This is a genomic window from Mucilaginibacter sp. P4_A11 (assembly GCF_056402535.1).
Genome location: NZ_JBFUHE010000002.1, coordinates 179330 through 196706 on the forward strand (window position 1 = coordinate 179330; position 17377 = coordinate 196706).

13 protein-coding genes are annotated in these 17377 nt (G+C 41.8%); 1 reads left to right on the plus strand and 12 read right to left on the minus strand.

Annotated elements, in window-relative coordinates:
- Positions 1–10 precede the first annotated feature (10 nt).
- Positions 11–5869 carry a carboxypeptidase-like regulatory domain-containing protein gene (locus AC1DUD_RS04600; protein WP_477372089.1) on the plus strand — a complete coding sequence of 1953 codons (5859 nt, stop codon included), beginning with the start codon at positions 11–13 and terminating at the stop codon, positions 5867–5869.
- Between the two features lie 80 nt (positions 5870–5949).
- On the opposite strand, the gene AC1DUD_RS04605 is transcribed toward AC1DUD_RS04600, so the two are convergent.
- The 12 genes from AC1DUD_RS04605 to AC1DUD_RS04660 all read right to left on the minus strand — a co-directional run bounded on the left by AC1DUD_RS04605 (position 5950) and on the right by AC1DUD_RS04660 (position 17043).
- A complete protein-coding gene (locus AC1DUD_RS04605; RefSeq protein ID WP_477372091.1) occupies positions 5950–6807 on the minus strand; it encodes an AMP nucleosidase in 858 nt (285 codons plus the stop codon).
- A gap of 89 nt (positions 6808–6896) precedes the next feature.
- Positions 6897–8135, minus strand: coding sequence for an ATP-dependent Clp protease ATP-binding subunit ClpX (clpX, locus tag AC1DUD_RS04610; RefSeq protein WP_091211420.1), 1239 nt, complete (start codon positions 8133–8135; stop codon positions 6897–6899).
- A gap of 134 nt (positions 8136–8269) precedes the next feature.
- The gene (locus tag AC1DUD_RS04615) at positions 8270–8995 is read right to left on the minus strand and encodes an ATP-dependent Clp protease proteolytic subunit (RefSeq protein ID WP_091211419.1); all 726 of its coding nucleotides are present in this window, start codon (positions 8993–8995) and stop codon (positions 8270–8272) included.
- Positions 8996–9449: 454 nt separating this feature from the next.
- Positions 9450–10808, minus strand: a complete 1359-nt coding sequence (gene tig / locus AC1DUD_RS04620) for a trigger factor (RefSeq protein ID WP_477372093.1) — start codon at positions 10806–10808, stop codon at positions 9450–9452.
- Positions 10809–10902: 94 nt separating this feature from the next.
- Complete coding sequence (locus AC1DUD_RS04625; protein WP_477372095.1) at positions 10903–11898, minus strand: cytochrome C; 996 nt, start codon at positions 11896–11898, stop codon at positions 10903–10905.
- Between the two features lie 93 nt (positions 11899–11991).
- Entirely contained in the window at positions 11992–12714 is a 723-nt protein-coding gene (locus AC1DUD_RS04630; RefSeq protein ID WP_477372097.1) for a head GIN domain-containing protein, read from the minus strand.
- Between the two features lie 115 nt (positions 12715–12829).
- Positions 12830–13438, minus strand: a complete 609-nt coding sequence (locus AC1DUD_RS04635; RefSeq protein ID WP_477372099.1) for a GIN domain-containing protein — start codon at positions 13436–13438, stop codon at positions 12830–12832.
- A 309-nt stretch (positions 13439–13747) separates the two neighbouring features.
- Positions 13748–14212 carry an SRPBCC family protein gene (locus AC1DUD_RS04640; protein WP_477372101.1) on the minus strand — a complete coding sequence of 155 codons (465 nt, stop codon included), beginning with the start codon at positions 14210–14212 and terminating at the stop codon, positions 13748–13750.
- Complete coding sequence (locus tag AC1DUD_RS04645; protein ID WP_377025129.1) at positions 14193–14534, minus strand: ArsR/SmtB family transcription factor; 342 nt, start codon at positions 14532–14534, stop codon at positions 14193–14195. The genes AC1DUD_RS04640 and AC1DUD_RS04645 overlap by 20 nt, the downstream gene beginning before the upstream one ends.
- A 141-nt stretch (positions 14535–14675) precedes the next feature.
- Positions 14676–15419 (minus strand): SDR family oxidoreductase, encoded by a 744-nt coding sequence (locus tag AC1DUD_RS04650; RefSeq protein WP_477372104.1) that lies wholly within the window; start codon positions 15417–15419, stop codon positions 14676–14678.
- Positions 15420–15456: 37 nt separating this feature from the next.
- On the minus strand, positions 15457–16311 hold the full coding sequence (locus AC1DUD_RS04655; RefSeq protein WP_477372106.1) for an oxidoreductase: 855 nt from the start codon (positions 16309–16311) through the stop codon (positions 15457–15459).
- A gap of 141 nt (positions 16312–16452) precedes the next feature.
- Positions 16453–17043: a TetR/AcrR family transcriptional regulator gene (locus AC1DUD_RS04660; RefSeq protein ID WP_477372108.1), complete on the minus strand. Its 591-nt coding sequence runs from the start codon at positions 17041–17043 to the stop codon at positions 16453–16455.
- Positions 17044–17377: the final 334 nt, after the last annotated feature.

A 17377-nucleotide genomic window follows, 5' to 3' on the forward strand; every position in this document is an offset into this window, starting at 1 on the left:
ATACCTAAACATGCAGGCACCAATAAAAAGATCGTTATTATTTTTCAGCATCTTAAGTTTTTGTATAACTGCCGCATTTGCGCAAAAGCCGCTTACGCCAAGCCGGCAAAGCAGCTATCATACTTATATCTATAAAATAACGGCCGATGATGTGTTTAAATTTTACCGCTACCCGCGTAAAAACCCCGACGATCAAATATTACGCAATCCCATTGATTCGTTTAAAACAAACGATAAATGGAACAATACCCTCCCTCCCGGTAACTATTTGAAAGTAGTTGCCAAAAAGAATTTGCTGAGTTACGCTCTTATCGAAAACCGATCTGCCAATTTAAAGCTGCTGGCTAATAACTATGATCTCCGCTTTATTTTGGTTGATCAGGCAGGCAAAGCCATTAACAATGCTTTAGTGCAATTTAACAATCATACCGTTACTTATGATTCAAAAGCCGGTTTGTATATAGCCAATCCTTCAAAAAGAGATACTATCCTGAAAGTTGATTATGCAGGCGTAACCAACTATTATGCTATAAAAAAGCAGCAGCGCTCTTCTTATTATCGTTACAATCCGTACCGCCACATGAGCTTTTTTAAAGCTACATGGAAACGTTTTAAAAACCTGTTTAAGGGACACGGTCAATATTACAGCCGCCAACCCAACTACAACTACGAGGGCTTCATGGTATTTAACAAGGCCATTTATAAACCGCATGATACGGTAAAATTCAAAGCTTTTATCTTAAATAAAAAATCAAAACGGCCTGTAATCGCAGCTCAGCTTTTAGTGCGGCTCAAAGAACGATATGATGAAGATGGTAAGATCATCGGCAAAGTAAACAGCTATCGCGATGGAGCTTATGAATATAGTTTTGCGCTTACTGATAGCCTCGACCTTTCGCTTGATGAAGATTATACCATCTCGCTCGAAGACCCATCAAGCGAAAAATACAAACTTGATGATTATGATGGCAATGACGATCAGGGCTTTTTAGCCAAACGTAAGGTTTTCCTGACCGGTCAGTTTAAATATGAAGAGTACGAGCTTAAATCAATAACCTTCAGCACCAGGGTTGATAAGGAAGAACACGGGCCCGGAAACCCGACTACATTATATTTAAAAGCTGTCGATGAAAATAATCTGCCGGTTACGGATGGCCGGGTTATCGTTACACTCAACACCCGTGGCACCGGTACGCATCAGCAAAACTACATCTTTGTTCCCGACCAGCTTTGGACACATCAGCTACAGCTTGACCCGGTTGGCGAAACCAAACTAATTATCCCTGATTCTATTTTCCCGAAAGCAAATGTTACTTACACCATTAATTCAGAATTTTTGAACAGCAATAACGAACAGCAATCGGCAGATAACGATATGAGTTACCGGTACAGCCGGTTTAGTGTAACCACCAAATTAAACGGTGATACATTGATCAGTAACGCCTTTGACAATGGTAAGGCCATACAAACTATGGCCACCATCAGCGCCTTAAACGTTAAGTACGATACCATATCCAGGATCAGGGTAATGCTCCCCTCTAAAACTATCATTAATCCTTATGCCAATAGCTACGATATTGAAACAGACAGCGCCTATGCTGATCTGGATCTGAAAGACAATAACGGCGACATCTCGCTATCAGGCTACCGTACCCCCGACTCGGTGTTTGTAAAGGTTGAAAATCCGCGGCACCTGCATTTCTGGTACTCGGTATTTGGCGGCAATAAATTAATTGATGCCGGGCAGGCCGATAACCTGTTTTATACACGTGCTTATAATGATCAAAACCTTGTAAACTTCCAGGTGCATTATATCTGGGCTGGTGAAAGCAAAACCGAGGCCACTGATATTATGTACCGCGATAAGCTGTTAACCATCAACGTTCGTCAACCGGTATCCGTTTATCCGGGACAACAGACTAAAACCGACATAGTGGTTACCGATGCCAAAGGCCAGCCTGTAGCCAATGCCGATTTAACGGCCTGGTCAATGACGAGTAAGTTTACCGACTACAAGACACCTTACGTGCCCTACCTTGGCAAAGGTTTTGCTTATCGCAAGCAAAAACAAGGTTTTAATACCGGCAGCGTAAACAGCGATGGCTCATTACAGCTCAACTGGAAACGCTGGAGCAAGGAAATGGGGCTCGACAGTATTGCTTACTACCAGTTTACCCATCCCAGCAAAATTTACCAGGTTGAAGAAGATGCCAAAGACTCGCTAACCCAGGTAGCGCCTTTTGTGATAAAAAACGGAGACGTGCTGCCTGTGCATATTCTTTACGTTGATGACAGGCCGGTTTACTTCGACCAAACGCAGCAGCTTAAACGCTATAGCTTCCTGGTATCGCCGGGCAAACACATGTTCAGGTTCAGGACCAGCCACCAAAACATTTGGGTGGATAGCGTAGATGTGCAAAAATCGAAAAAGCTGATCTTTAGCATTAATGCCGACAATGCACACTCAACAAAGGTTTTGGATACGCTGAGTACTTATGAATGTGACCTGATCAACCGTTACCTGATCACCGTTATCAATAATTTTGGCTCAAAGATGGCCCTGCTTACCCAAAACGAAAGACTATTTATGGTCAATCCCAATCCCAACTATGGCTATCGAAATAACGATGTACTTATAGGGCCATTAGCTGAAAACTTTGCCAATTTAGATGTACAGGGCAGCGGCTCCCGATATTTTGTTACTGAGCCAGGCTACTCATTTCTGTTCGAGCCCGGCCTTATCAAACAAAAAAGCCTCCCTACTGCCTATCCCTTCAACCCTATACTGTCGTCATACCATGGTCCTGCCGATGATTACACCCAACAGGTACTTACCCTGCCCGAGGCCGAAAGTATCTGGCAGCAATATCTTGATCTGCGCAGCAACACCCAGCAGCTGTTTGTAAACCCCACTATCACAGGCGAAACAGGTAAACTAAGCATGAACATCGATCAGCCTAAAGACAAAAAAATGCTGATCAAAAACATGATCATTTATAAATATGATGATCCGGACTTTATAATGATCTATCCCGGCAATACCAATTATGTTAATAACCTAAACGCCGGCAGGTACAGGATTTTATTTTTGCTTAAAGGTGATAGCTATGATATTAAAGAAAACGTAGCTATAAAAACAAACGGCACTAATTTTTACAACTTTACGGTATTGCCCACCCATGGCAAAGATTCGGTGGGCATCCGAATCAGCAACATTATCAATAACCGGACAGGCAGCTATAATCACGGAGACCGTGAAATAGAAAACGATGCCCTGAAAATAAAAGAAGCGTTTAACGAAAAATACCTTGATACCGGCAATTTTGGCTACATGATGAACGGCACAGTTATCGCCAGTGATGATAAATTAGCTGTACCCGGTGTAACTATAAGGGTAAAAGGTTCATCAACAGGAACACTCACGGATGCAGCCGGGCGCTTTAAATTAAAAGTACCTAAAACTGGTAAACTCCTTGTGAGCTTTATAGGCTACGAAACACAGGAAGTAAGTATCCAACCCGGCGCAACTGTTAAGATTGTCTTAAAATCAAGCTCAAAATCATTGCAGGAGGTAGTGGTCGTTGGGTATGGCGTGCAACGAAAAGCAGATATTACAGGAGCCATAGCAACCGTATCATCCTTAGATGGCGGGCTTGCCGGCCTGACAGTAGGTAACGGAGCCAATATCATGATCAGGGGCATTAGTTCATCACCGTCGGCCCAGCCGCTGATTGTGGTGGATGGCGAGATCGTGGATAAACTATCTGATATCAATAAAGATGACATTGCGGAAATTAGTGTATTGAAAGACGCTGCCGCCACGGCCATATATGGAGCCCGTGGTGCAAATGGCGTCATTGTGATCAGAACCAAGACTAAACCGGGTTTAGCCGGAGGCCAAAGAGCCGACAGTATACAAACCGGCAGCTCGGAAACCATGCGCAAAAACTTTTCTGACTACGCCTACTGGCAACCTAAACTCACTACCGACGAGCATGGCAAAGCCAGCTTCATGGTTACTTACCCTGATGATATCACCAACTGGCGAACATTTATCATCGGCATCACAGGCAACAGGCAAACCGGCTTTACTCAAAGCAGCATCAAATCGTTTAAACCATTAAGCGCCAACTTCATCGCACCGCAGTTTGCCGTTGCAGGCGATGAAATGAGCCTGATAGGTAAGGTTATGAACTACAACAATACCGCTGCAAAGCTTACCCGTATTTTTAAATACAACGGCCAAACGCTGAAGCAGGACGAACTGGAGGTTAAAAATTCTAAAATAGATACACTTACCATAACTGCTGCTGCTACTCCTGCCGACAGCCTCAGTTTTGAATATACCATTAAACGGGACAATGGCTATTTTGATGGCGAGCAACGCAAGATCCCGGTAATACCGCAGGGTGTTAAAGAAACTAAAGGCATTTTTGAAGCCCTCAACCGCGATACCACAGTAAACATGAAATTTGATCCGGCATTAGGCCCAGTCACTTTCCGGGCCGAGGCATCTGTATTACCTGCTTTAACAGAAGAGACCCGCAAACTAAGGGAATATAAATACCTATGCAATGAGCAGCTTGCATCAAAGCTTAAAGGCCTGCTCATGGAACGACGTATTAAAAGGTTTCTAGGCGAGGAATTTAAATATGAAAGAAATATAAACGATGTAATTAAAAAGCTAAAGGAGAACCGTAAGAGCAATGGTACCTGGGGCTGGTGGAAAGATAGCAACGAGGAACTTTGGATCAGCCTGCATGTGGTAGAAGCGCTTGTAGATGCCCAAAAAGAGGGTTACACAATTGATTTGGACAAACAAAAACTAACCGACTACCTCATTTATCAACTGGAAAGTTATAAGCGCAGGGACAAAATACTTTGCCTTCAGTTGCTTCATAAACTGGGGGCTAAAGTTGATTATCAGAGGTATGTAACAGGCATTGAAAAAGAACAGGCTAAGGATCAAAAAAACTTCGACTATAAATTATCAGGCTATGATAAATTAAGAATGATGTTACTACGGCAGGAATCGGCACTACCCATAAAAATGGACAGTTTGCTTAATACAAGCAAACACACCATGTTTGGTAACGTTTATTGGGGCGAGGATGGCTATCGTTTTTTTGACAATTCGGTACAGTTAAGTGTATTAGCCTATCGCATCATCAAAAACGATGGCAGGCATCCTGAGTTGCTCGACAAGATCCGCGGTTATTTCCTTGAACAACGCCGCCTTGGTGATTGGCGTAACACTTATGAATCGGCGCTGATCCTGGAAACAATACTTCCTGACTTGCTGATTGAAAACAAGCAGGTTAAACCGTCACAGATCACGCTTACAGGCACCGATACAAAAACTATCAGTAAGTTCCCATATTCTGCAACATTAACTGATAAAACGATCAGTATCAGCAAAACCGGCAGTCTGCCTGTATACATTACCGGTTACCAGCAGTTCTGGAACAACAAGCCTGAAAAGGTGAGTAAAGATTTTACGGTAAACACCTGGTTTGAGCGCAAAGAGAAAGCAGTAACCACCTTAAAAGGCGGTGAACCGGTGTTATTAAAAGCAGAGGTAACAGCCCGCGGTGATGCTGATTTTGTGATGATAGAGATCCCGATACCTGCCGGATGCTCGTACGAAAGCAAGGAACAGCAATGGGAAAACAATGAAGCGCACCGCGAGTATTTTAAAGAGAAGGTAAGTATATTTTGCCGCAGCCTTAAACAGGGCAAATATACATTCACCGTAAACCTCATCCCCCGTTACAACGGTAAATACACCCTAAATCCGGCCAAAGCCGAAATGATGTATTTCCCCGTATTTTACGGCAGAGAGGGGATGAAGAGGGTGGTCATTAATTAGAACCTTGATTTCCCTGATTTAAGGATTTCTTGATATCATAATCCATCAGGCAATCCTTAAATCCTAAAAATCATGGTTCCTTAGAATTTAAGATGCTTAACCGTTAATCCATTATTGATTAACTGCTTTAACGACTCGATGCCGATATGCAGGTGTGTTTCAACAAACTGCTCGGTTACTGATGAGTCGCTTTCGGCGGTTTTAACACCTTCAGGGATCATCGGCTGATCTGATACAAGCAACAGCGCCCCTGTAGGGATCTTGTTGGCAAAGCCTGTAGTAAATATGGTTGCTGTTTCCATATCAACAGCCATGGCACGCAGATCTTTAAGGTATTTCTTAAATACTTTATCATGCTCCCAAACGCGGCGGTTGGTGGTATAGCAGGTACCAGTCCAGTAATCGCGTGAGTAGTCACGAATGGTAGTTGAGATAGCTTTCTGCAGCGCAAATGACGGCAGTGCGGGTACTTCCTGCGGCATATAATCGTTCGATGTGCCTTCACCACGGATGGCAGCTATCGGCAGGATCAGGTCGCCAACGTTGTTCTTCTTTTTAAGGCCGCCGCATTTACCCAAAAATATTACCGCTTTTGGGTGAATGGCAGTAAGCAGGTCCATAACCGTAGCTGCAACCGAACTGCCCATACCAAAGTTAATAATGGTGATACCGTTGGCTGTAACGCTTTGCATCGGTTTTTCAAGCCCCATGATAGGTGCATTATCATGCCATTGCGAAAACAACTGGATGTACTTTGAAAAATTGGTGAGGATAATATACTCACCAAATGCTTCAAGCGGCCGGCCGGTGTAGCGCGGCAGCCAATTGGCTACAATTGCTTCTTTTGTTTTTAATCCTGATTTTACGGGCGATTGCACTTCTTTCACCGGCGGTGGTAAGGCATCTCCGTCTTTTTTAATGTTTAATTCTTCGTTCATATGATTTGTTTTTATACAGCAAACCCCGGTATGATAACCAGGGCCGCTTTATTTTTTAATAAATATAAGTGTTACTTATATACTGCGCGTTAAGCTACTTTTAACTTTTTCAGATCAGATTTTTCAAACTTCTCGTGTGCGTAATCCAATGTTACGTTTAACCGTTTCACATCTTTTTTAGAGGGGAACTCAAACATGGCATCAATCATTATAGCTTCGCATATGGAGCGTAAGCCCCTTGCACCAAGTTTAAATTCCATTGCTTTGTCAACAATAAACTCCAATACCTCGTCTTCAAAATCAAGCTTCACACCTTCGTATTCAAACAGCTTTTTGTACTGTTTCAATAATGAGTTTTTAGGCTCTGTCAGGATATTGTGCAGTGCTTCCCTATCAAGCGGGTTGAGGTAGGTAAGCACCGGCAAACGGCCTATCAACTCAGGAATCAAACCAAATGATTTCAAATCCTGCGGGGTGATATATTTATAGAAGTTTTTGGTGTCGATATCACCTTCGTCGTTTTTAAATTTGTAACCAACAGTTTGCGTACGCAGACGATTGGCTATCTTCCTTTCAATACCATCAAAAGCGCCACCGCAAATGAAGAGGATGTTGCTGGTATTCACCGTGATCATTTTCTGATCAGGATGTTTACGGCCGCCTTGTGGTGGTACGTTAACCATGGTACCTTCCAGTATCTTTAATAACGCCTGTTGTACACCTTCGCCGGATACATCACGGGTTATAGAAGCATTATCGCTTTTACGTGCTATTTTATCAACCTCATCAATGTAAACAATACCTTTTTCGGCAAGGGTTACATCATAATCGGCTGATTGCAGCAAACGGGTAAGAATACTTTCAACGTCCTCCCCTACATAACCGGCTTCGGTTAATACAGTGGCATCGCAAATGCAAAACGGAACGTTAAGTACTTTGGCAAGTGTTTTGGCAAGCAGGGTTTTACCTGTACCTGTTTCACCTACCATGATGATGTTTGATTTTTCAATCTCAACTTCATCTTTATCAATACGCTGGTTTAAGCGTTTGTAGTGATTGTATACAGCTACAGAAAGTATCTTTTTGGCATCATCCTGACCGATAACATATTGGTCAAGGTGGGCTTTCATTTCTGACGGCTTAAGCAAGGCCGGTGCCAGAGGCGATGACTTCACTTTACGCACCTTCAACTCCTCTGCCAATATTTCATTGGCCTGGTTCACACACTTATCGCAAATGTGTGCATCAAGTCCTGCTATTAACATCAGGGAATCCTGTTTACCAGCACCGCAAAATGAACACCTGATCTCCTTGCTGTTTTTATTCATCTGATTCGTTTTCTTACTCAAAGTTAAATAATTAGTGACAGAAAACAAAGTTAGTCACCATAAGTACTAAGTCTTAAGCCTAAAGTCATTTTTTTCTGACTTCAAACTTAAGACTTAGAACTCAGGACTAAAAATTATTTTCCTTTGTTACCTTTTAATATTTCGTCAACCATACCAAATTCTTTGGCTTCTTCTGCAATCATCCAGTAGTCGCGGTCAGATGCATCCCAAACTTTTTGGTAAGGTGCACCGCTGTGATCAGCAATGATCTGGTACAGCTCTTTTTTCAATTTGGTGATCTCCTGGTAGGTGATCTCAATGTCCGACTGCTGGCCTTGCGCACCGCCAGATGGCTGGTGGATCATTACTCTTGCATGCGGAAGCGCTGCCCTTTTACCTTCAGTACCCGCTACTAACAATACAGCAGCCATTGAAGCGGCCATACCTGTACAAATAGTAGCCACATCATTTGATATAAACTGCATGGTATCATAAATACCTAAACCGGCATAAACCGAACCACCAGGTGAATTGATATAGATCTGGATATCGCGTTTAGCATCGGCTGATTGTAAGAAAAGCAATTGAGCCTGGATAATGTTTGCAATATTATCATAAATGGCATCGCCAAGGAAGATGATACGGTCCATCATCAATCGTGAAAACACGTCCATTGCCTGTACATTAAGCTGGCGCTCTTCAAGAATATATGGGGTCATACCTGTTGGTACGGTAGTGATACCAGAAGGCATGCTGCTTCTTTCAACACTTCCAATATACTTATCTACATAAAGGCTGTTAATACGGTGATGCTTAACAGCATATTTTCTGAATTCGTTTTTATCGATATTACTGCTCATGGTTTTTGTTTGTTGTTCGTTAGGAAATGCGGGCGTCTTACCCGCGATAAATATAGTTTTTAGTTCAATAGTTTTTTTGCAAGATAGTTTTTATTACGTAATTTTTTGATGAGGCCTTAATGACGAAACCGGATTTTTTTGGTCAAAAACTAACAGTTGAGCTTGCCGGGGAGATGTTGGTGACAACACCAACATCGGGCGCAGGTGACAACACCAGCATCGGGCGCAACATCAACATCGGGCAGGTTTTCCAACCGTCATTGCGAAGCACGAAGCAATCGCGAACTCTACAGGTCAACTTGCATAGCTACTCTGCCTATCGGAGATTGCTTCGTATCTCGCAATGACGGTAGGGTTTAGAGTTGGGGATATAAAACACCAAAAGCAACCTTGTGAGTTGCTTTTGGTGTTTTATTTAAGAAGATTACGCAAAAATGCATAATCTGTTCAAGGCTTACTGTGCCGCTGTAACCAATGCACTGAAATCAGTGTAAAGGATATCCTGCTTATCTAAAGTGATCACATTTTTGATATAGTCAAATACCTTTAATGCTTTTACCTCTTCAAATATTTTGTTAGCGTTGTCTTTGTTTTGCAGGTACTGAACGGTGTACTGGCCTAACTGATCTTCAGGGATCGCAGTTGGACTGTACATTCTGAACTGTTGATCTAAACGGATCTTAGCTAATTCAAATACATCTTCGTATTTAATTTCGATACTGTTATCAGTAATTACTTTGTTCTCGATCAAAGTCCATTTCAGGTTTTGAGCAAAATCGTTGTAACCGCCTTCTAATTCCTCGTCGCTCAGTTTTTCGTTGGTAGCTTTTAACCAGCGTTTCAGGAACTCATCAGGAAGAGCGAAATCAACTTTAGCAATAGCCAGTTTGTACGTGTCGTCCTGCAATTTGCGGTCGGCATCCTGAACCATCATGCTTTCAAGCTCTTCAGTAATTTTAGTCCTGAATTCCTCTTCTGTAGTTACTGTACCTTCACCAAATAATTTGTCAAAGAACTCCTGGTTAAGATCACTTTCTTCTAAACGGTTAACGTTTTTAACAGTTAATTGAAAATCTGACCTTAAATCAGCTGCATCGTCTTCTTCAATTTTCAATAAACCGGCAATTTTAGCTGCGTCGTTATCAAAAGCTTTACGAATATCGAATGTTAATACATCGTCTTTTTTCAAACCGATCAATGAAGCTTTGATAGCCTCATCTTTGATCTGATCTAAACGTACAGATGCTGTATTGGTTATTCCCCCCTCAAAAACACTACCATCAGCCGAAAGTTGAACCAATTCGCTGTAAAGAACATCATCATCTGCCGATACGTCAGGATTTGTCATTTTGCCATAGCTACGACGGATATTTTTGATCCTTGAAGCCAGCGTTTCGTCATCAACTTTAATAACATATTGTGTTAATTTATCTTTCGATGAAAAGTCGATGCTGAACTCTGGAGCCAGGCCTAATTCATATTTGAACTCAAAGTTATCGGCAAAGTCCCAGTTATATTCTTTGTTGTCATCGATAGCAGGTAAAGGCTGACCTAATACGGCCAGTTTTTGCTCGTCGATATAGTTATTTAAAGTATCTTGTAACAGGTTGTTGATCTCGTCAACAAGGATGCTTTTACCGTACATTTTTTTAATGTGCGCGGCAGGCACCATGCCCGGGCGAAAACCAGGAAGCTTTGCTTTTTTAGCATTTTCCTTTATAGCTTTTTCAACACGTGGCTGGTAATCTTCAGGGTTGATGTTAATTTTAACAACTGCGTTCAGGTCATTAATTTTTTCCTGTGTAATATTCATCTTTTACCGGGTATTTAATTTAATCCTTTGAAATATAGCCTAAAACCTAATCCGTGCTATACAAAATTCGAGGCGCAAAAGTATGAATTTATTTTTAATTAGCGGTTGATTTTATATTGTTTTCAAATTTTACAACATGGTTACTGATGGGCTTTATCGTTTTCAAATACGCATAAATCGCTTCCAGATCTGACACCTTCATACTGCCATATCTCCACCAGGGCATAATGGTTTGAAATTCGCCCGGTTTTACGGGAGTGGGCTGTACTTTACCATTGGCGTATTGCGTGAACCGGCTTACAAACTGCTCCTTTGTCCAGCTGCCTATCCCGGTTTCTTTATCAGGAGTAATATTAGCCGAAAACACTTTGCTGCCTCCGGGTACAATGTAGCCCTGTCCGCCGGCAAAAGCCATAGCTTCATTTAGTTTTCCTTTTTCTGATTGGGTATGACATTCTTTACAGGCGGCGGCGTTTAATAAATAAGCTCCATACTTAATAGTATCCGCCGGGCTGGGAATACTTCCCAACGCTGCTTTCTGAGGCATGGTATGCACAATAATATTCAGTGGAAAATCAAGCTGATGGCCCGGATAGTTTTTGCCAACAGGTTTCAACGTACGCATATAAGCAATGATAGCATAAAGGTCTTCCCTATCCATTTTAGCATAGTACGGCCATGGCATTATCGGGAATATGGCCGAGCCATCTTTTTTAACACCGGCGGTCATTGCCCTGAAGATCTCGCCGTCAGTCCAGCTGCTTAAATTTAAAGGTGTAATATTAGGTGAATAAACGGTACCCGGGAAACCTGCTGAGGCATCAAATTTTTCACCTCCGGCACCTAAAACCGTCGAATCCGAAGGACCTGCAAATTTATCCCAGCTCCTGGTGGAGTGGCAATCCAGGCAAACAGTTACATTATTGGCAAGATACTTACCGCGGGCTATACGTTGCGGTGTGGCATCTACTTTAATAGCTTCGGGTTGGCCTACATTGGGCAATGCCAGCGTTATGTATGAGATGCCGGCAACAGCGATAAGAACAAGCGCTATAACTACGTAGGCCGTCCATTTTAAAAACTTTTTCATTCAAATTTTTAATTAGTGATAGGAGGTTAAAATTAAAAAAGGCCGCGAATCAGTTATATCCCCGGCCTCTTTGTTAATTATTATAAAGGTCGATCAGTCAACTTTTTTGATAGATGAAGCCCCCGATTTATCGTTGTTCACGGTAGATGGAGAGCCTTTGTATTGAATTTCAGACGCGCCGCTGGTATGCACGTTCAACGTTTTAAGTACATTGATCTTGCAATGGCCAATGCCTGATGTCTCGATATCATAATCGCCTACAACAAAATCAAAGGCTTCTATTTTACCCGCGCCGCTCAGGTCTATTTTGTGCGATGCGGCCTGGCCAGTAAGGTGCACTTCTGTGGCACCGCTGCCATCGGTTGAAACATTGGCGGCATTAAGGTCAAGGGTTATTTTGGTAGCACCTGAAAGGTCAAGCTTAAAATCTTTAGCATTCAGTTTACCGTCCGAATTAACCTCAACAGCGCCTGATGCCTTTATTTCATCAAGATTTTTAACGCCTATATTGATCACCATATCGCCCGGATCACAGAAATTCTTTCTTGATTTGATGTGTAATACTCCGCCTTCAACCGAAGTTGAAATATATTTGATCAGGTTGTCATCGGCTTTGATATCAATAGTTAATGAGCTATCCTGTTTCAGGTGCACTTTAAAGGCGCCTGAAATATCTACTTTTTTAAAATCTTCGGCCTTGCGCTTTTCGGTGGTTTGATTGCCTGAGCCATGCACGCACCTGTAGTTGCATGATGATAATATGCCCGTAGTTATTAATGCGCCGGCTATAGTGAGGGTAGAAAGGTATTTTTTCATGGTTTGGATGTTTGACGCCAGTTGGCGGTTTAGTGTTACATCAAAATTAAAAAAAGCTACCACATTTTGGGTGATAGCTTTTGAATATATGATAGACTTTTAAGAAAGTGAGCTATTAAAGACCTGCAAATTCGTTTTCAACTGTGAACTTAGCAGGAGCGTTGGTTACTTTATCGGTAAAGTTTACTGCGGCAAAAGCGTTATTGTTTACAAATGATTCGCGGGTGTGGTTCAATGTGTAAACGTCGGCAGTACCGGTAAACTCAGCTTTAGCTTTGTCATTAACGTTAACAGTTGCTGCATAAGCGTCAACGTTTAATTTAGCTGATGCGTTATTATAAAGGTTAACGCTAAGATCAAGGGCTGTAAGTTTTCCGAATGATTTAACTTCGGCATTGTCATAGGCGTTGATAGTTTTAAGATCATTTGCAGTTACCCAAACTACCAATTTTTCGTTTTTATATGAGGTGATACGTAAGGTACCATTGTTGTTTTGTACCAATGCACTTTCTGAGTAATACTTGTTATAAACTTTAACATTGTCATTTTCTCCTGCTGATACATATACTTCAACGTTACCGCGAACTTCGATCTTGCTGATCTTGCTTACATTGTTTAAAATTACGGCTGCGCCGTTGTCAATTTTGGTTGCTGCATTAGCTGCGGTTGATACTCCAAGTGCTAAAACTAAAGAGGTTGCGATTGTTAATATTGTAGTTTTCATGATGATTAATATTTTGATTGTCAATTATTTGTGTTTCTATTTCATTTAATACACAGATAAGACGCCCTCATTTTTAAAACGTTACAGGGGTTTCGGGCAAATTAGATGTACACCCGGTTTTAGTCGGCGAACGGCGGAATATCATCGGTAAACAGCGGAAGAATTTTTGATTATAAATGTGCAATTTCAGATGTGAAGATGAAAATGGGGATGTGCAGATGTCAATAGCTATAAAAACAAAAAGCGTTATCGGATAATAACGCTTTACAAATTAAAAGAAGAAGATATCTATGTTGTTATTGATAAAGATTATCTCTTGCTTACATCTTTCAAATACCGGTTCAGCTTTTCAATATTCTGCTTTAACCCTTCATCAGCTTTAAACGTTTTCACCACCTGTACAAACTGCTCACGCGATTCAAAAAGCATATGCCAGCTCAGAAAAGTTCGCTCACCTTTTGCCTCAAACTCAATAGTTGCAATAAACTTCGGGCTACTTACATGCTCATACACTATCTTTTTAAGCGGAACAACCTCTTTAAAAACACTCTGATTTTTATAATCAGTTCCATCCGGCCCGTGCATCACTAAATCCCACTCTCCTCCGGGTTCAATTTCCATTTTGCTGATGGTATTAGTGAAACCGTTGGGCCCCCACCATTCGGCAATATGTTCGGGCTGAGTCCAAACTTCCCATACCAGCTCAACCGGGGCATCTAATGTTCGTGTTAAGCGTAATTCGCGATCGGCAGTGTTACTTTGATTGTTTTCCATTTCTCTCATTTTTAAGTTGTGCTACATATTTCTCAAGACTATCCAATTTACTTTCCCAATGCTGACGATATTGGTCAACCCAGGCAGATATTTCACCGAGTTGGTCAAGCCTGGCTTCGCAGATCCGGTCACGGCCTTGTTGTTTAACATTAATCAAACCGCAGTCGGCCAGGATCTGGATATGCAGTGAAATGGCCTGGCGTGTAACATCAAAGTTTGCGGCTATAGTATTTACATTATGTGGCTGAGAGGCAATCATATTAATGATGGCTCTTCGGGTAGGGTCGGCTATGGCCTGGTAAACGTCTCGTCTGGCTTTCATAATTACGCAAGCATTTGCTTGCAAATATAAATGCAAGCATTTACTTGCGCAAATATTTCTCAAAAAAATTTAACTAATAAAAAACGCCGCCACCCTGTTAAAGGTAACGACGCTCCAGAAAACAATTGAGGTCAGTTCAATTTACCATGGAAGTTCTTCGCCAAGGTGGATGAACTTGCCGTTAGGGCCATCTTCGCCTATCAAGGCAAGTTCAACACTGGTTTTGGCGCCGTCAGGAACAGTCATAGGTGCGTGTTCAACACTGCCCAGTTCTGTTTGTACCCAGCCCGGATGTGCAGAGTTTACTTTGATATTAGTATCCTTAAGCTCATCGGCCAAAAGAACGGTAAACACATTTAAAGCCGTTTTTGATGCCGCGTACGACAACCGTTTAAAATCAGCTATCGGACTGGTTGGATCAGCATGTAAAGTAAGCGAACCTAAAATGCTCGATAAGTTAACGATGCGGCCGGCTTCGCTCTTTTTAAGCAATGGCAGTAGCTCGTTAGTTAAATATACAACGCTGAACAGGTTGGTATTAAAGATGTACTCGAACTCATCGGCAGTTGTAGCAGCAGTTTTCTTAGCAAACAAATCATCTTCCTTTGGACCAACCCCTGCGTTATTTACCAGGATATCCAGCTTGCCAAATTTGCCTTCGATGTAAGCAGCAACGGCTGTTCTTTCATCGGCATTGGTAACATCAAGCTGAACGCCGTATGCTTCAATACCTTGTGCTGTTAGCTGAGCAGCAGTTTCTTCGGCAGCGTTTAGTTTACGGGCGGCTATTATTACGGCTACACCGTTTTCACCTAATTGTTTAGCGGTTTCAAATCCTATACCGCGGTTTGCGCCTGTTATTAAGGCAATTTTTTTAGTTGACATGATATTTACGATTTATTATTGAGTGAATTTTGATTGATTAATTTGCAGCGACATGGTCGTGATCGGTACTGGTTGATACTTCAATCCATTGATCAATTTCCTTGTTTGTTTTTTCGGCATTAGCTTTATACATACCTACAGCATCTTTACCGATAGGCAGGTGTAACGGTGGGTTTTCATTATGAGCGATATCAACTACCACCTGGGCCAGTTTCTTTGGATCGCCGGGTTGATTACCGTGTAACTGATCCGCACTTGCCCTCATTGGGCCAACAGTGGCAGCGTAATCAGCAATGATATTTTTTGAAGCACTGTATGATTCGGTGCTCAGAAAGTCGGTGCTAAACAAACCCGGTTCAACTGCGGTTACTTTAATATTAAGCGGCTCAAGTTCAAGTGCAAGGCCTTTTGAAATACCTTCAACCGCAAACTTGGTTGAACCATATAAAGCCCAGCCCGGAATAGCGCCGAAACCGAATAGTGAAGAAACATTGATAATATGACCTGACTTTTGAGCGCGTAAATGAGGCAATACAGCACGCACTACGTTCAATAAGCCAAATACATTGGTTTCATACTGTGCTTTTACTTCGGCATCGGTGGCTTCTTCAATAGCGGTCACAATACCATAACCCGCATTATTGATTACCACATCGATTTTACCAAAGCGTAATAAACCTTCAGCTACGGCAGCTTTAACCTGTGCTTCGTTGGTTACATCCATGGTTACCACCAACAGGTTAGGATCGTTATTTAATGAAGCGGTAAGCTGGTCGGCTTTGCTGCGTACGGTTGCTATTACTTTATCGCCGGCTGCCAGTGCAGTTTTGGCTATCTCTAAACCGAAACCTTTTGAGGCGCCGGTAACTAATATTACTTTTTGAGTTTTCATGATCGTTGTTTGTGTTTTGCTTTTTAGACTTTTTAGTCGATTTTTATATTTAAAAAATACCGTTTCCGGCTGCTATGTTTATTCGTTTTAGTCTTCAAGATCAAAATCGACTTAAAAGTCTATTTATAATCAAAAAAAAAATTATTTCAGTTCGTATTCCTTCATTTCATTTTTAAGCATGCGTACAAGGCTGTTCATATACTTGGTACTCCCTGTAACCCTGGATACCAGCATCCCTCCTTCCAGCGAGGCAAACATCTTCAGCGCATAATCTGCGGCATTTATTTCGGCAGATATTTCGCCATCTTCTATACCCTTGTTTATAATTTCGGTAAAAATCTTTTGCCCTTCCTCAATCTGAATTTTCAGTTTTTGTTTAAGCAAAGGGTTATTATCGTCGGCTTCAACACCAAAATTAAGTATGGGACAACCGCCATCAATAAATGAATTTATCGGGTCTTTATAAAGATCAATAAAAGCGAACACTTTTTTAATGGCTGTCTTTTCCTTACTTACAACGGCTGTTACTTTATCGTTTAATTTATCAAGCAGGTAATTAACCATCACTTTGGCAATTTCCTCCTTGCTTTCAAAATGCCCGTAAAGCCCCCCCTTTGCCATTTTTGTAGCGGCCAGGATATCATCAATGGTCGTACCGGCTATGCCTTTCTCATTAAAGATCGGCGCTGCCGTCTCTATAATGAATTGCCTGGTTCTTTCTGCTTTGCCCATTGTTGTTTTTGTTTGACAAATCAAAATTAGACTAAAAAGTCGAAAATAAAAATTTATTTAGGCTATATTTTGTTTGATGACATTAGGATGAAAGAAGGGTTTATGAATGTTTAAATCCGTGGAGGCTGAAGGTAAAATTACACCTCTACCCCGTCATGCTGAACTTGTTTCAGCACCCCACAAGAAAGGTGAGCGATTTGCTTAGCAAGTGAGGTGTTGAAACAAGTTCAACACGACGATAATTTTTTATTACTCACCGCGCGCTCATTTGCAATGAGCGCGTAACCTGGGTTTGCGTTTACAGCGCAACCGGCGAACAAAAAAGCCGCCCCTT

Coding starts and splice junctions, on each gene's coding strand:
- AC1DUD_RS04640 (WP_477372101.1), bottom strand. CDS start 14,212: ATGGAAAACAATCAAAGTAACACTGCCGATCGCGAATTACGCTTAACA.
- AC1DUD_RS04605 (WP_477372091.1), bottom strand. CDS start 6,807: ATGAACGAAGAATTAAACATTAAAAAAGACGGAGATGCCTTACCACCG.
- AC1DUD_RS04655 (WP_477372106.1), bottom strand. CDS start 16,311: ATGAAAACTCAAAAAGTAATATTAGTTACCGGCGCCTCAAAAGGTTTC.
- AC1DUD_RS04645 (WP_377025129.1), bottom strand. CDS start 14,534: ATGAAAGCCAGACGAGACGTTTACCAGGCCATAGCCGACCCTACCCGA.
- tig (WP_477372093.1), bottom strand. CDS start 10,808: ATGAATATTACACAGGAAAAAATTAATGACCTGAACGCAGTTGTTAAA.
- AC1DUD_RS04650 (WP_477372104.1), bottom strand. CDS start 15,419: ATGTCAACTAAAAAAATTGCCTTAATAACAGGCGCAAACCGCGGTATA.
- AC1DUD_RS04600 (WP_477372089.1), top strand. CDS start 11: ATGCAGGCACCAATAAAAAGATCGTTATTATTTTTCAGCATCTTAAGT.
- clpX (WP_091211420.1), bottom strand. CDS start 8,135: ATGAATAAAAACAGCAAGGAGATCAGGTGTTCATTTTGCGGTGCTGGT.
- AC1DUD_RS04615 (WP_091211419.1), bottom strand. CDS start 8,995: ATGAGCAGTAATATCGATAAAAACGAATTCAGAAAATATGCTGTTAAG.
- AC1DUD_RS04630 (WP_477372097.1), bottom strand. CDS start 12,714: ATGAAAAAATACCTTTCTACCCTCACTATAGCCGGCGCATTAATAACT.
- AC1DUD_RS04660 (WP_477372108.1), bottom strand. CDS start 17,043: ATGGGCAAAGCAGAAAGAACCAGGCAATTCATTATAGAGACGGCAGCG.
- AC1DUD_RS04635 (WP_477372099.1), bottom strand. CDS start 13,438: ATGAAAACTACAATATTAACAATCGCAACCTCTTTAGTTTTAGCACTT.
- AC1DUD_RS04625 (WP_477372095.1), bottom strand. CDS start 11,898: ATGAAAAAGTTTTTAAAATGGACGGCCTACGTAGTTATAGCGCTTGTT.